Below are 14,230 nucleotides of genomic sequence, written 5' to 3'. Positions count from 1 at the left end.
TTCTTCGACCGTCATGGCCGCACGTGTCCCATCTCCCACGACCTCCAGACCGCAGAACCGCACATCCCGCCACAGCTGTGACAGGATCCCTCGCGCTCATTGTCTGTTCGTCCGGACAAGATCGCCCCCTGAGGCCGGGGGCGGGAAACCGCCGAGGCAGGCGTCGGCGCCGCGGCCGGGCCGCTGATCGAGGGAACTCGGCGTTGCCGCGTCCGAGCTGGGGTTCTACGACTTCACCTCGCGCGCCCGCGAAGCGGCACCGCAGCGAGCTGCGGGATCTGACCGGCTGGCACGAGTGCACCAGGACCGACCTGGTCAAGCTCGTCTCGCACCTGGTGGACGTGATCTGGCACGACGAACGCCGCGAGGAACAGGTGCGGGCCGAGCTCCTGCGGCAGATGCGCGTGGACCTGATCGAGCCGCCAACCGCGGCCCAGGTCACCACGGTCATCCGCTCCGCGCTGCACCAGGCCGACGAACGGGCTGTCACCGAGGTCGCCGCACGGCTCACGCAGGCCGAGGAATGTCCCCGTCGGCTGGACGCGCTGGTCTTCACTGCCCTGCCCGGCGCCGAGCAGGGCGACGAGGCAGCCGTGGACGGCGACGGTGAGGACCACGAAGACGACGCGGAGTCGGTGCTGGCAGACATCAAGGCCCATCCGGGCAAACGTCAGCCTCAACTCGCTGCTCGACGAGATATCCAAGCTGGGGCAGGTCCGCGCCGTCAGTGTCCCAGCGAAGGTGTTCGCCGGGATCGGCGTGCAGGTCATCAACGCGTGGCGGGCCAGGGCATCGGCCGCCTCACCGAGTCACCTGCGCCGCTTCGACACGCCTGTCCGGCACGTGCTGCTGGCCGCGCTGCTGTTCCAGCGGGAGCGGGAGATCACCGACACCCTGGTGGAGCTGCTGAACTCCACGGTGCACCGCATCAACGCGCGGGCGGAGAAGAAGGTCACCGAGGCGTTCGTGGCCGAGCTCACCAAGGTCCGTGGCAAGTCCGGGCTGCTCGGGAAGATCGCCGCAGCCTCCCTCGGCGCCCCCGAGGGCTCGGTACGGGACGTGATCTACCCGGCGGCCGGCGGGGAGAAGACCCTCAAGGACCTGGTCGCCGAGATGAAGGCCACCAACGCCGAGTTCGCCCGCTCCAAGCGGGAGGTGTTCAAGCCCTCCTACAGCAACCACTACCGCAGCGGGCTGATGAAGCTGCTCGGCGTCCTCGACTTCTGGAGGCGCTGAAGCTCATCGAGCGGCACAAGGACTCCTCCACCACCTACCTGCCGCTCGGCGAGACCATCCCGCTGGACGGAGTAGTCCGCAAGGACTGGATGGAGTTCGCGATCTTCACCCCCGACAAAGGGCCCAAGCGCGTCATGCGCACGGTCTACGAGGCGTGCGTCTTCCAGGCCCTGCGCGACCGGCTGCGCTGCAAGGAGATCTGGGTGACCGGCGCCGACAAGTGGCGCAACCCCGACGACGACCTGCCCGACGACTTCGAGGTCAGGCGCGCGGAGTACTACGAGAAGCTCAACAAGCCGCGCGACGGGAAGGTCTTCACCGCCCAGCTGAAGAGCGAGATGCGCGCCGAGCTCGGCGCCCTGGACACCAGGCTGCCGAAACTGCCGTGGGTGACGATCAGCGGCAAGCACCGCAACGGCGCGATCAAGTTCACCGAGCCCGAGCCGCAGAAGGAACCGAAGAACCTGCGCAAGCTCAAAAAGGCGATCCGCAAGAAGTGGGGCACCGTCGCCCTGATCGACATCCTCAAGGAAGCCGCCCTGCGCACCGGGATGCTCAAGGCCCTCGCCCCGGTCGGCACCCGCGAGGCCATCGACGAGGCCAAGCTCCTGGAACGCCTGCTCCTGATCGCCTACGCGTACGGCACCAACTCCGGGATCAGCTCGGTCGCCGCCGGCGAACACTGGTCAACATCTCCGAGCCGCAGGGCTGAGCACCGGCGGAGCCACAGTGCCGGAGGGGGCGCCGTCTCGTTGGGGTACATGTCCACACCACCACCCGGTGGACCCGACGGACAAGGAGACCGGGCGTGCCAAGGGCCGAGGCGAACGGCGTCGAACTCTTCTACGAGGTGGCCGGGTCCGGCGACCCGCTGGTCCTGGTGCACGGCTCCTGGGGCGACCACCACGCCTGGCTCCCGGCCCTCCCCGCCCTCACCGAACGCTTCCGCGTCCTGATCTACGACCGCCGCGGTCACAGCCGCAGCGAACGTCCCCCGGGACAGGGCTCACGGCACGAGGACGAGGAGGACCTGGCGGCCCTGATGGAGACCCTGGACTTCGCCCCGGCCTACGTCGCCGGCAACTCCTTCGGCGCCTCGACCACGCTCGGCCTGGCCGCTCGCCGCCCCGACCTCTTCCGGGGCATCATCGCCCACGACCCCCCGCTCACGGGCATCGTCCCCGAGGACCCCCGCCCACAGCCGCTCATGACGGAGATCGCCGAGAGGTTCGCCTCCGTCCTCACCCACCTGCGCGGGCACGAACCCCTGGCGGCGGCCCGCCAGTTCACGGACGAGATCGCCGTCGGCCCCGGCACCTGGGACCAACTGCCTTCCCCGGTCCGGCAGACCTTCCTGGCCAACGCCCCCACGTTCCTCGACGAACACGACGACCCGCACTGGGCCGACCTGGACCTCCCCGGCCTCTCCGCCTACACCGGCCCGGCCCTCCTCACCCGGGGCACGGCCGGCCCACCCTGGTTCGCCACGGTCACCACCCGCCTCGCCGAAGCCCTCCCCCAGGCGGACACCTTCACCTTCGAGGGCGCCGGCCACATTCCCCACGTGACCCATCCGAGGGAGTACGCGCGGGTCGTGACGGCCTTCGTCGACGGCACCGGCCCGAGGCGGGAAAGCCCCCGCCCGTGACGGCGAACCGTCGCGGGCGGGGGCGACACGTCATTCGTCCCTCACCCGAAGGTGACGTCAAGGCCGCCGTCGCTGCCGAAGGACCAGTGCAGGCCGCCGGAGTACGAGGAGCAGCGGGAGCCGTTCGCCCCGGACCAGAACTGGTTGGAGCTGTCGGAGCTGCCGATGATCCGGTCGTTCGTACCGCTGCCGCTGCGGCACGACGTGTTGTCTCGGAACACCGACGTACCGCCGTCGAAGTTGAAGTTCCGCTCGGTGTTGTCGATGCTCACGTTCCCGGAGACCGCCATGGAGCCCGGGTTGCTGTTCCACGTGAAACCGTGCTTGCCGTTGTCGTAGGCGATGCTGCGCCGGACGACGTGGTTCACGGAGATGTCGTCGCCGCCGAGTTTGTAGCCGTTGCGGTCGCCGTTCCCGGCCTGCGAGCCGTCGCTGAGTGTGCCGTTCTCGTAGGCGAGCGAGTCCTCGACGGTCACCGGTCCGATGGGCCCGGTGTCCGTCTTGGTGTAGAGGTCCCAGCCGTCGTCGATGTTGTTGTGGGCCACGGCGTACCGGAAGACGTTCCCGGTCCCGGTGGTGAGCTTCGCCGCGAACCCGTCCGCGTCCTCCCCGTCGGAGTCGGCGTTGTCGTGCGACTCGGCGCTCAGGACGAGGTTGTCCGACGGCCAGTCGGCAGCGGGAGTGGTGGAGGCCATCCGCCCCAACTGCAGCCCCGTGTCCCGGTTGAACCGCGTCACGGTCCGCTCGATGACGTTGTCGCTGCCGCCGACGTAGATCCCGTTGTCCCCGGCGCGCTCGACGACGAGCCCGAAGACATGCCAGTAGGAGCCGTTGATCTGAAGTCCGCGGTTCGATGAACTCTCGCTCTGCGCGGAGAAGTTGAGGACCGGCGTCTCGCCCGGGTAGGCCGACAGCTTCGTACGGGCGGCGGCGGTACCCGAGCTGCCGGCCGGGATGGTGACGGTGGACGAGTGGGCGTACGTCCCGCCGCGCAGGTAGATGGTCCCGCCGGCGGTGATCCGGCTGATCGCCGAGGTGAGGGTGGTGGGGTTCGAGATCGTTCCGGCGGCTCCGTCCGTCCCGCTCGGCGAGACGTACAGCGCGGAGGCGGTCGGCGGTGGGGTGGTGGTGCCGTCGGGCACGTCGGCGTCGAGGCGGTCGATGTTGGGCAGCCCGGTGGCGACGGTGGGGTTGATCCGGATGACGTTGCTGCCCGACGTCACGGGCACGGTCAGCGTCTTGGTGGTCCACCCCGTCCATGTGCCGGTGCTCTCGAACGACGTGGTGGCGGCGGTCGTACCGTTCACCGCGACGCTCGCGGCCCGTGCCGCGGTGGTGCCGTTGGCGAACCGTACGGACAGTGTCGCCGTGCCCGATGCGGGTGCGGTCACGGTGAACTGCGCGTACGCGCCTGCGGCGTTGGTGCCGTTGCAGAATCCGCTGCCCGAGTATCCGGTCCAGTCGGAGTCGATCGTGCCGGTGCAGACGGCCGGCGACGTCTCGGCCTCGTACCGCGCGGTCGCGGCCTGCGCCGCCGTACCGGACGACGCGACCAGCAGGCCTGCCACCAGACCTGCGCTCGCCGTCGCCATGACGGGTCTCACGTGCGTCTTTTGCATCGTTGATCTCCTGGACGGGTTGGCCGATTCATTCGGGTTCATTCAGGTTCACTCGGATCAGAAAGCGCTTTCCCCTCATGAGTGTCGGAGGGTGGCCTGAACACGTCAATAGATCGGTACGTGGGTTGTGTTCACATGGATGAACCATGAATGACGGAGCGGGGGCAGTGTCGAGCATGAGGGAGCATGAGCATCGCAGCTGATCAGACGGCTTCTGGCTGGCGGATTCCGGACTGCCACGAGGCCGCGAAGGGATCGGATTTCACATCACGAGCAGGCGTTCATCCGAGTTTGTGAACGGCGGGCGGCCCTGCTCAGCCCGCCTCAAGGGCGTCGGCCCGCTGCGTCAGATCGGCTGCGATGTCGTCCCACTCCGGGCCGTGCATCCACAGGTTCCCGGCAGCCTCTCGCATCAGCGCCGGCTCGTCCGGCCGCTGCAGGAGCACCAGCCGGTAGGCCAGGTTCCGAACCCACACCGGCAGATGGCCGTCAGCCACGTGCGGGCAGAGTTCGCGCAGCATGGCGAGAATGGACTCCGCGTCGGCGAACGTCAGCTCCTCGACGAAGTAGTGCTCCCGGTGTTCGAGGCCGCACTCGGGCGTGGGGCGGTACTCGTCGCCGTAGAGACACCGGGCGTGCTCCGTCAGGGTGCTGTGCGAGGACGGATTGTCGTGCGAGGACGGGTTGCTGTGCATGGTCCGGACCCTACGAGTCCGTGCCCCTGGGTCGGTCCGCCGTGTACACCCGCCCCAGCCGGCCAAGCTCCAGCCGGGGAACGTACGCCTCCGGCCTCAGCGTGAATGTGGTGACACGGGCAGGGGGGTAGGTGACGAACAAACCGGCCCACACCCCGCTGCGTGGGGGACCTGGGCCGACCAGATGGAAGTCGCCCTCGGCGGAAGCGAAGAACACCGGCTGGTCGCTGGATCCGCTGCCCGGATACAACAAGGCATGTGCGGCGTCGCGCGTGGTCGACACGACCCTGATGTTTCGGGGGGCGTGCTCGTGGCATTCCGCCGACCACCTGCGGACTTCCGCGACGACTTCTCGAAGGACGTGGTCGGATATGTCTTCCGGCATGCCTTGCGCACTACCCATGCCCCGCAGGGGTGACTCCGCCGCAGCCGTGTTCCAGCCGGTGGCGGTGTCCTGGTCGGAGTGTGCGGCGGACCTGGGCGGACCTGGGCGGACCTGGTACCTGACAGCGGGCCGTCCTCCGATGAGCGAACAAACGAAGGCGGGGGCAAAGAACAAAGGCAAGGAGATTTCCCACTCCTTGCCACTCTCAACGTATAGCGCACCGGGGGGCTTGCGGCAAGGCCCCCGTCGTGGCGCAGAATCTCCGGCCTAGGCCAGTATCGAGCGAAACCGGGGGCCCTGAATGCGTGTGCTGCTGGCGAACTACGACTCGCGTGGGGGCCTCGAACCACTGCTGGGGCTCGCGGTCAGGCTGCGTGGACTCGGCGCGGAGGTGCGGGTATGCGCACCTCCGGACGGGGAGTTCGCGCGGCGGCTGGCCGGTGTGGGCGTACCGCTGGTGCCGTTCGGCCGGTCGGTGCGTGCGCTGATGACCGCGGCGACGCCGCCGACGGCGTGCGGTGTGCCCCGGCGCGCGGCCGAACTGCTCGCCCGGTTCGACACGGTCGCCGAGGCGGCCGAGGGCTGCGACGTGCTGGTGGCGACCGGCCTGCTCCCGGCCGCGGCCTGCGTACGGTCGGTGGCCGACAAGCTGGACATCCCGTACGTGTACGCGAGCTTCCAGTCCGTCTCCCTGCCGTCGCCGCACCACCCGCCGATGCAGCGGCCGGGCAAGCCGTTGCCGCCGGACGTGACCGACAACCGCGCGCTGTGGGATCTGGACGCGCAGAGCGCGAACGACCTGTTCCGTGAGGTGATCAATGCCCACCGGGCGTCGGTCGGTCTGCCGCCGGTGGAGGACGTGCGCGACCACGTCTTCACCGACCGCCCGTGGCTGGCGACGGATCCGGTCCTGGACCCGTGGGAACCGTGGGACCCGTGGGACCCAGGGCAGGAGCCGTCGGATCCCGTGTCGGCTCCTCTGTCGGACCTGCGGTCGGGACCTTCCGGCTCCACCTCGGACCTGCGGTCGGGACCTTCCGGCTCCACCTCGGACCTGCGGTCGGAACCCTCCGGCACCACCTCGAACCCGCGCACGGAACCCTCCGGCACCACCTCGAACCCGCGCACGGAACCCTCCGGCACCACCTCGAACCCACGGCCGGAACCCTCCGGCACCACCTCGAACCCACGGCCGGAACCCTCCGAGGCCGGCGTCGTACAGACCGGCACGTGGATCGTTCCCGACGAGCGTCCGCTCCCGCCCGAGCTGACGGCGTTCCTGGACGCCGGCGCGCCGCCCGTGTACGTCGGCTTCGGCAGCATCACCATGGGCGGCTCCGAGGACGTCGCCTGGGCATCCATCGAGGCCGTCCGTGCGCAGGGGCGCCGCGCGATCGTCTCCCGGGGCTGGGCCGGGCTGGCCCTCGTCGACGACCGGGACGACTGCTTCGTCGTCGGCGAAACCAACCATCACGTACTGTTCCGCCGGGTCGCCGCCGTCATCCACCACGGTGGCTCGGGCACGACGACCACGGCGACCTGGGCGGGCGCGCCCCAGGTGGTGGTACCCCAGGGTGCGGACCAGCCGTACTTCGCGAGCCGGGTCGCCGCGCTCGGTATCGGCGCGGCGCACGACGGCCCGACCCCGACGTTCGAGTCCCTGTCTGCGGCGCTGGAGGTGGCCTTGGCCCCCGAGACGCGGGTACGGGCGGCCGCCGTCGCCCAGATGGTCCACACGGACGGGGCGGCGGTGGCGGCGAAACTGCTCCTTGACACCATCGTTCGCAGCTGACCGATCGGGCAGACCCGTCATCCAGGTCCGCCGGCCCATCCAGGTCCGTCGACCCATCCGGGATGCTTCGACCAGCCCCGTCGAGCGGGACCATCCGGCAGGACACCCAGCCGGACACCCAGACCCAGTAGGACTCAGCAGAACCCAGTAGGACACCCAGAAGGGCCCATGGTCGTAAACGACCTCACATTCGGAGCGTTCGGAGCGAATGAAGTGACCCCCCCGACCACCCCCAGCGCGTTCGACCTCCCCGACCGCCTCTCCGCCAAGGCCGCCCCGGCCCTGATCGCCGCCGACGAGCGGTACTTCGCGGCGCTCGCCGCGTGCCTCGCACAGTCCATCGCCGAGGTGTCCGCCCAGCTCGACGCCGCACGCAGGGCCCCCGGCGGCATGGGCCGGCAGGCGATGGACCGGGACACGGAGGTCCACCGCCTGACCTCCCGCCTGCGCACCCTGCGCCGCTTCGGCCTGGACCTGTGCCTCGGCCACATGGTGAGCCCGGACGACACCGACCCCGTCTACATCGGCCGCCTGGGCCTCACGGACAGCGCCACCGGCCGGCGCCTGCTGATCGACTGGCGGTCCCCGGCGGCCGAGCCGTTCTTCGGCGCGACCCACGCCAACCCGATGGGCCTGACGAGCCGCCGCCGCTACCGCTGGACCAACGGCCGTATCAGCGACTACTGGGACGAGGTCTTCTCCCGGGACGAACTGGACGGGCTCACCGACCACCACGCCGCTTCCCTCGACGACCAGTCCGCGTTCATCGCCAGCCTGGGCACCAACAGGTCGGAGCGCATGCGGGACGTCCTCGGCACCATCCAGGCCGACCAGGACGCCATCATCCGCGCAGGCTCCCGCGGCGCCCTGGTCGTGGACGGCGGGCCCGGCACCGGCAAGACCGTCGTGGCCCTCCACCGCTCCGCGTACCTTCTCCACTCCGACCCCCGTCTGGGGCACCGCCGGGGCGGCGTCCTCTTCGTGGGCCCGCACCGCCCGTACCTCTCCTACGTCGCCGACGTGCTCCCGAGCCTCGGCGAGGAGGGCGTACAGACGTGCATCCTGCGCGACCTGGTCGCGGAGGGGGCGGCGGCCGGTACGGAGAGCGACCCGGAGGTGGCGCGCCTGAAGTCGTCGGCGGCTCTGGTGGGCTCGATCGAGAAGGCCGTCCGCTTCTACGAGGAACCCCCCGCCAAGGGCATGACGGTCACGACCCCCTGGTCCGACATCTGGCTGAGCCCCGAGGACTGGACCGCGGCCTTCGACGCGGCGGAACCCGGCACCCCGCACAACGAGGCCCGTCACCAGGTCTGGGAGGAACTCCTGACGATCCTGACGGACAAACACGACGCCGAAGCCGACCCCGACCCCGACCCGGACACCGCCGCCTCCCCCTCCCCCGCTCTTCTGCGCAGGTCCCTCCTCCAGAACAGGGACCTGGTCACGACCTTCAACCGTGCCTGGCCCCTCCTGGAGGCGGCGGACCTGGTCGGGGACCTGTGGTCGGTACCGGCGTACCTCCGCATGTGCGCGCCCTGGCTGAACCGCGAGGAAGTACAGCGCCTCCAGCGCGACGAGCCCCAGGCCTGGACGACGTCCGACCTCCCCCTCCTGGACGCGGCCCGCCAACGCCTCGGCGACCCCGAGACGGCCCGCCGCAAGCGCCGGCACGCGGCCACCCTCGCCGCCCAGCGTGAGCGCATGACCCAGGTCGTCGACAACCTGATCGATGCCGTGGCCAACTCCGGCGCCGACGGGGACGAGGGTATCGGCCTGGTGAACATGCTCCGCGGCGAGGACGCCCAGGTCAGCCTGGTCGACGACTCCGAACTCGTCACCGCCGACCCCGACCTGCTCGTCGGCCCGTTCGCCCACATCGTCGTGGACGAGGCGCAGGAGCTGACGGACGCGGAGTGGCAGATGCTGTTGCAGCGCTGCCCGTCCCGGAGCTTCACGATCGTCGGCGACCGCGCCCAGGCCCGGCACGGCTTCACGGAGTCCTGGCAGGAACGCCTGAAGCGCGTGGGCCTCGACCGCATCAACCTGGCCTCCCTGACCATCAACTACCGGACGCCGGAGGAGATCATGACGGAGGCCGAACCGGTGATCCGCGCCGTGCTTCCGGACGCGAACGTCCCGACCTCGATCCGCAGCGGGGGTGTCCCGGTCGTACACGGCCCGGCCTCGGACCTGGACGCGACCCTGGACACCTGGCTGGCCGCCAACGCCGACGGCATCGCCTGCGTCATCGCGGCCCCGGGCTCGCGTACGACGTCCCTGTCACGCCCGCTCCTGCGTACGGCACCCCGGGTCCGCTCCCTGACCCCCGAGCTGTCGAAGGGCCTCGAATTCGACCTCGTGGTCCTGATCGACCCGGAGGACTTCGGCGAGGGCATCGAGGGAGCCGTGGACCACTACGTGGCGATGACGCGGGCGACACAGCGACTGGTCATCCTGACGACCGCCTGAGACGGACGGCGTACGCGACGGGCCCCGGCATCCGCTCTGTTGAGTCGGGGCCCCAAGTCCCATGGCACCGCCGCCAGTTGGGTCGCCAGGGCCGGCCCGGACCCCTCGTACGGGCGCGACCTCGGGGCCGCAGCGGCACCGGCACCGGCCTACGCCTCGGCCAGCCGGTGGAACGCCCGAGTAGTACCGGGGTGAACCATCTCGTCGAGCAGGTGCCGCCAGTCGGGGTCCGCGACGGGGGCGGGATGCGCCCGATCCCATGCGACGAGCAACGGACCGAACCCGCCCTCGTCCTGCCCCTCGGTGGCACGCGTCTCTGAAGGCCGCGTCGGCTTCATGGGACTCTCCCTCCGTCTGGGGAACCCAGCGCTTCCGGGACCCGCCTTACTCCAACAGTCCCGCTTCCGAGTCCCCGAAGCCATGCGGTCCCCCACTGATCCGTTCGCAGCGGGGCCAGGCTGCGAACGGATCAGGTCAGTCCCACTGCTCGTCCGCGAGGGAGCCGACCGGCTGCGGCTTGCCGATGACGGCCAGGGCGATGAAGAAGTTGATCTGGCCGATCGCGATGGTGAGGGTGGCCAGTGCCTTCTCGTCGTAGTGCTTCGCCACCTCTGCGTACAGTTCGTCGGAGACGCGCTCCCTGCCGTGCGGGGCGGGCTGGAGGGTGGCCTCCAGCAAGGCGAGGGCGGCGCGCTCGGCGTCGGTGAAGTAGGGGGCGTCCTGCCAGGAGGAGACCGCGGTGATGCGCTCCTCGGACTCCCCGGCCTTGCGCAGGAAGCCGGTGTTGAGGATGGTCAGGTAGGTGTTGCCGACGATCTGCCCGGCGCGCAGGTGGACGAGGCTCATCGTGGTACGCGGCACCGAGCGGTTGCCCGTGGCCCTGAAGAGGGCCGCGCTGATGTCGTTCAGTTCGGGCACGAACTCGGCCGGGTTGGGCATCCGGGAGATGGAGGTGTTCGTCATGGCTGCTCTCCTTCGCATCGGCCTGGTCGGCGTCTTCGCAGCATTGACGGATGGGCCCACGGACATGTGACAGGGATCCGGAAAGATTTTTCCCGGCGTGCTCCGAGCCTGGTGGCACCGGTGTCCTCCCCCGGGCGGCGCCTGGACCTGGCCGCCGGGCGGCGCCTGGACCTGGCCGCGGGCCGCAAGCTGCGCGGCCGCCCCGGCGCCCGTCCCCACCGGTCGGAGGCCGAACGGCGAGCCGTGTTCCCGCTGTGGCTCCACCCTCGCCATCACCACCGCGGACAAACCGAAATGAGCTGGTCGTGCGGCGGGCTCAGCTGCCCGCCGCGCGACACGTACCCGGTGGCTCAGCCTCCCAGGACACCAAGGTCGATCCGTGCAAGGCGTTCGGGGTCGGTGAGGATGTCGATGGCAGTGATCCTGCCACCCTGGATCGTGAACGCCATGACCGACAACGCGCGGCCCTCCGCGACCGCGACCACGCCGGGCGTGCCATTGACCAGCGCCGCGTACCCGGCCTCCGCGAAGCGGGCAAAGGTGATCGCCTGGGAGGCGACCTCTGCCGCGCCGCGCCGCAGCAGGCTCGGGCGCAGGGCGCCGCCGTCGGAGCGCGCCACGACTTCCGGGTCCAGGACGGCGAGGAGCGCCTCGAAGTCGCCGCCGCGCGATGCGGTGAGGAAGGCGTCCACGACCTGCCGCCTGCGGGCGAGATCGGTGTCGGGGACGGGGGCGGCCCCGTTGACCCGGCGGCGGGCGCGGCTGGCGAGCTGCCGGGTGGAAGCAGCGGTGCGGCCGAGCACAGGGCCGATCTCGTCGAAGGGGACGGCGAACAAGTCGTGCAGGACGAACGCGAGCCGCTCGGCGGGAGAGAGGGTCTGCAGGACGATCATGAGGGCGATGCCCACCGAGTCGGCCACGAGTATCTCCTGCTCCGGGTCCACGCCGTTCGGGCCGCTGACGACCGGGTCGGGCAGCCGGATCCGGCCGTCCTGATCGTGCAGCGACTCCTCACGGCGCGTGGCGCGAGAACGCAGCATGTCCAGGCACACCCGGCTCACCACGGTGGTCAGCCAGCCACCCAGGTTCTGCACTCCGGAGACGTCGGAGCGGTTCAGCTTCAACCAGGCCTCCTGAACGGCGTCGTCGGCATCGCTGAGCGAGCCCAGCATCCGGTAGGCCACCGCCCGCAGATGGGAGCGATGCTCCTCGAAGACCCCGGCCAGAAACTCTGTCCCGCTCACCTGTCACATCCTCGTGTCGCGATCCGTCAGTGCAGTGTCGGACGCCAACCGGCCCGCGCGGCAGCCGCAGCAGCCGCCCGGGGCCCGGGGCCCGGGGAGGAGAACACGCTGGCGCGCTGAGGTCGATCCGCGCCACCCGAGCAGCGGGCCGAACCCGCCCCCGTCCGGCACCTCGGTGGCACGTGTCTCTGAAGGCCGCGTCGACTTCGTGGGGCTCTCTGCGTTCGAGAACCTGCGCTTCCGGGGACCGCCCCACTTCAACAGGCCCGCTTCCGAGTCCCCGAAGCCATGCGGTCCCCCACCGAACCGAGGGTGGATCTACCCGCACCCCGAGAGCCCGGCTCACCCCCGCGCCCCTCACCCTCGCCGCGCGGCCCCGTCCGGCCATACGACATCCACGGGGATGCCGGCCGCCCGCGCTTCGAGAACGGCATCTGCGGTGCCGCCGCCGCTGCCGGTGGGCGGAGCGCCGTCCCATACGGCGACGAGACGATCGGCCCGCTCGACGAGCACCGCGTTGGCGGCCTCGTACGCCTGCCGGCCGGCCGTCTCGTAGGGAAGAACGACGACCTCCCCGGCGGCCTCGACGAGCCGATCGTAGGAAACCCCGTGCTCGGCCTCGACCGTGTTCCGGCGATAGTCACGCGACGGGGTGACGACGACCAGCCGCCCGCCGAGGGCGAGAACGGCCTCGGCGAACAGGGTGTCGGCCCCTTTGGCGATACACGAAACCCCGACGAGCCGCCCCCCGACGGCGTACGGCCCGAGCAGGGAATCCAGAGCCGCCCGCACCAGAGGCACGGTGCCCTCGGTCAGGTCCAGGTGCCCGGTCACCGCGATGGTCGTCACAGCGCTCGCCCCCTTCAGGTCGAGGTCAAGTCGACGTCAGGGCGCGGATGTTATCGCGGTCGGCGCGTACGCGGTCGGCGCGCGGCTCACTCGATCGAGATCTCGTAGGCGATTTCCCAACGCACGTCCGGCACGGTGATGTCCGCCGTCTCGACGGGACGACCGTCGCTGTCGTAGTAGGTGCGCTCGATGCGGGTCAGCAGCTCACCAACGCTGACACCCAGCAGATTGGCCTCTTCCTGGGTGACCCGCCCCGGCCGCGGCACCTCCACGGCTGTCTCGATGACGACCCCGATGGAACGCATCCGCTCCACCACACCCATACCGGCGAGCGGCCCCATCTCGGGCAGGACGATCGGCGTCCCATCGGTGACGGCCATCGGCTCCCACGACTCGGACAACTGAACGGACTGGCTGTCAGCGAGGAATTCGTACCGGGTGACGACGCAGGGGTCACCCGGATCGATGGCAAGGCGCTCGGCGATGTGCCCCGGTGCGGGGACGCGGGCCTGGCTGTGGGACTCCCAAGTGCCGCGCCGTCCCTGCTCGTTCATGTCGGCACGGAATGGCGAACCACCTCGATGCTCACGGTGCCGGGACCGGATCATGCGCAACCGCTCACGTGCGGCTCGGACATAGGTGCCTGATCCGGCCCGGCCTTCCAGGATGCCCTCGATGATCAGGCGTTCCATCGCACGTTGCGTGACATTGCGGCCCACCCCGTACTCCTCGGCGAGCTGTGCTCGGGAGGGCAGGCGTTCACCGACGGCCCAGTCGCCCGCCCTCACCCGGCGGCGCAGATCGTCCGCGACATCGAGGTACGGGGCCTCTCGCGGCATAGGGCCCTCCGTGCTGCCCTGAACGCGCAGGGCTGATGGTGCGGTTGACGACGACATTGACAAGCTACTGCATCAGGTAGAAGCTACTGAAGTAGAAGTACGGTGTGTGATCACGCGCTCACTTGGGAGATCCGTGCGTCCGAAGGCCGAGAGCATTGCCGCACGACTGGCCGACGCCACGGGAGCCGAGGTGCGCCGCGAAGAGGTCCCGGGCGGTGTCCGACTGGAAGCGGACCTCCCCCGGGAGCTGAGCGAGACCACGCGCAGAGCCGTCCTGGCCGCCATCGCCGACGCCGACGCGTACGGGCATCGCCGCACCGGCGAAGGTGACCGCCTCTGGGCGCTCGTCATCAACAAGGCCACAACAGAGCCCCGGCGACCGCTGACACGGCCCCGGGGCATGGCCGACCCACCAGGAGATCGACAATGCACCTTGTATCACGGGCACTTGCCTGGTCCAGGGCAGTGCTCTTCGGACTGCATGTGACCGG

14 protein-coding genes are annotated in these 14,230 nt (G+C 70.2%); 5 read left to right on the top strand and 9 right to left on the bottom strand.

Going from position 1 to position 14,230, the window contains the following annotated elements; genetic code table 11:
- Positions 1-233 precede the first annotated feature (233 nt).
- Complete coding sequence (locus OG858_RS24275; protein ID WP_330346567.1) at positions 234-617, bottom strand: hypothetical protein; 384 nt, start codon at positions 615-617, stop codon at positions 234-236.
- On the opposite strand from OG858_RS24275, the gene OG858_RS24270 reads away from it, so the two are divergent.
- From OG858_RS24270 to OG858_RS24260, 3 genes are all read left to right on the top strand, one after another.
- The gene (locus OG858_RS24270; RefSeq protein WP_330346566.1) at positions 607-1,236 is read left to right on the top strand and encodes a hypothetical protein; all 630 of its coding nucleotides are present in this window, start codon (positions 607-609) and stop codon (positions 1,234-1,236) included. The two genes, OG858_RS24275 and OG858_RS24270, sit on opposite strands and share 11 nt — an antisense overlap.
- Positions 1,237-1,370: 134 nt before the next feature.
- Positions 1,371-2,192, top strand: coding sequence for a hypothetical protein (locus OG858_RS24265; RefSeq protein WP_327744442.1), 822 nt, complete (start codon positions 1,371-1,373; stop codon positions 2,190-2,192).
- Positions 2,087-2,884, top strand: a complete 798-nt coding sequence (locus tag OG858_RS24260; protein ID WP_256960378.1) for an alpha/beta fold hydrolase — start codon at positions 2,087-2,089, stop codon at positions 2,882-2,884. The genes OG858_RS24265 and OG858_RS24260 overlap by 106 nt, the downstream gene beginning before the upstream one ends.
- A 41-nt stretch (positions 2,885-2,925) precedes the next feature.
- Here the strand turns inward: OG858_RS24260 and OG858_RS24255 are convergent, their stop codons facing one another.
- The 3 genes from OG858_RS24255 to OG858_RS24245 form a co-directional block, all read right to left on the bottom strand.
- Positions 2,926-4,503: a carbohydrate-binding protein gene (locus OG858_RS24255; RefSeq protein ID WP_319260623.1), complete on the bottom strand. Its 1,578-nt coding sequence runs from the start codon at positions 4,501-4,503 to the stop codon at positions 2,926-2,928.
- 314 nt (positions 4,504-4,817) lie between these two features.
- A complete protein-coding gene (locus OG858_RS24250) occupies positions 4,818-5,198 on the bottom strand; it encodes a hypothetical protein (protein WP_327744441.1) in 381 nt (126 codons plus the stop codon).
- A gap of 10 nt (positions 5,199-5,208) precedes the next feature.
- Complete coding sequence (locus OG858_RS24245; RefSeq protein WP_319260618.1) at positions 5,209-5,481, bottom strand: hypothetical protein; 273 nt, start codon at positions 5,479-5,481, stop codon at positions 5,209-5,211.
- Positions 5,482-5,884: 403 nt separating this feature from the next.
- On the opposite strand from OG858_RS24245, the gene OG858_RS24240 reads away from it, so the two are divergent.
- Together OG858_RS24240 and helR are read left to right on the top strand one after the other, a co-directional pair.
- Positions 5,885-7,375 (top strand): nucleotide disphospho-sugar-binding domain-containing protein, encoded by a 1,491-nt coding sequence (locus OG858_RS24240; RefSeq protein WP_328544460.1) that lies wholly within the window; start codon positions 5,885-5,887, stop codon positions 7,373-7,375.
- Positions 7,376-7,588: 213 nt separating this feature from the next.
- On the top strand, positions 7,589-9,844 hold the full coding sequence (gene helR, locus OG858_RS24235) for an RNA polymerase recycling motor ATPase HelR (RefSeq protein WP_327744438.1): 2,256 nt from the start codon (positions 7,589-7,591) through the stop codon (positions 9,842-9,844).
- Between the two features lie 149 nt (positions 9,845-9,993).
- On the opposite strand, the gene OG858_RS24230 is transcribed toward helR, so the two are convergent.
- The 5 genes from OG858_RS24230 to OG858_RS24210 form a co-directional block, all read right to left on the bottom strand.
- Positions 9,994-10,182 carry a hypothetical protein gene (locus OG858_RS24230; protein WP_086751823.1) on the bottom strand — a complete coding sequence of 63 codons (189 nt, stop codon included), beginning with the start codon at positions 10,180-10,182 and terminating at the stop codon, positions 9,994-9,996.
- A 136-nt stretch (positions 10,183-10,318) separates the two neighbouring features.
- Entirely contained in the window at positions 10,319-10,807 is a 489-nt protein-coding gene (locus OG858_RS24225; RefSeq protein WP_107482442.1) for a carboxymuconolactone decarboxylase family protein, read from the bottom strand.
- Positions 10,808-11,157: 350 nt separating this feature from the next.
- Positions 11,158-12,051 carry a sigma-70 family RNA polymerase sigma factor gene (locus OG858_RS24220; protein WP_086751821.1) on the bottom strand — a complete coding sequence of 298 codons (894 nt, stop codon included), beginning with the start codon at positions 12,049-12,051 and terminating at the stop codon, positions 11,158-11,160.
- A gap of 357 nt (positions 12,052-12,408) precedes the next feature.
- Complete coding sequence (locus tag OG858_RS24215; RefSeq protein WP_327724539.1) at positions 12,409-12,900, bottom strand: hypothetical protein; 492 nt, start codon at positions 12,898-12,900, stop codon at positions 12,409-12,411.
- Positions 12,901-12,986: 86 nt separating this feature from the next.
- Positions 12,987-13,739, bottom strand: a complete 753-nt coding sequence (locus tag OG858_RS24210) for a GntR family transcriptional regulator (protein ID WP_327724538.1) — start codon at positions 13,737-13,739, stop codon at positions 12,987-12,989.
- Between the last annotated feature and the right edge of the window lie 491 nt (positions 13,740-14,230).

It is taken from the genome of Streptomyces europaeiscabiei (genome assembly GCF_036346855.1).
In the GTDB taxonomy this organism is placed as follows: domain Bacteria; phylum Actinomycetota; class Actinomycetes; order Streptomycetales; family Streptomycetaceae; genus Streptomyces; species Streptomyces europaeiscabiei.
The sequence above is the reverse complement of the archived record's forward strand: the minus strand, read 5'-3'. Positions and strand labels throughout refer to the sequence as shown.

Coding starts and splice junctions, on each gene's coding strand:
- OG858_RS24230 (WP_086751823.1), bottom strand. CDS start 10,182: ATGAAGCCGACGCGGCCTTCAGAGACGCGTGCCACCGAGGGGCAGGAC.
- OG858_RS24225 (WP_107482442.1), bottom strand. CDS start 10,807: ATGACGAACACCTCCATCTCCCGGATGCCCAACCCGGCCGAGTTCGTG.
- OG858_RS24265 (WP_327744442.1), top strand. CDS start 1,371: ATGCGCACGGTCTACGAGGCGTGCGTCTTCCAGGCCCTGCGCGACCGG.
- OG858_RS24240 (WP_328544460.1), top strand. CDS start 5,885: ATGCGTGTGCTGCTGGCGAACTACGACTCGCGTGGGGGCCTCGAACCA.
- OG858_RS24250 (WP_327744441.1), bottom strand. CDS start 5,198: ATGCACAGCAACCCGTCCTCGCACGACAATCCGTCCTCGCACAGCACC.
- OG858_RS24210 (WP_327724538.1), bottom strand. CDS start 13,739: ATGCCGCGAGAGGCCCCGTACCTCGATGTCGCGGACGATCTGCGCCGC.
- OG858_RS24255 (WP_319260623.1), bottom strand. CDS start 4,503: ATGCAAAAGACGCACGTGAGACCCGTCATGGCGACGGCGAGCGCAGGT.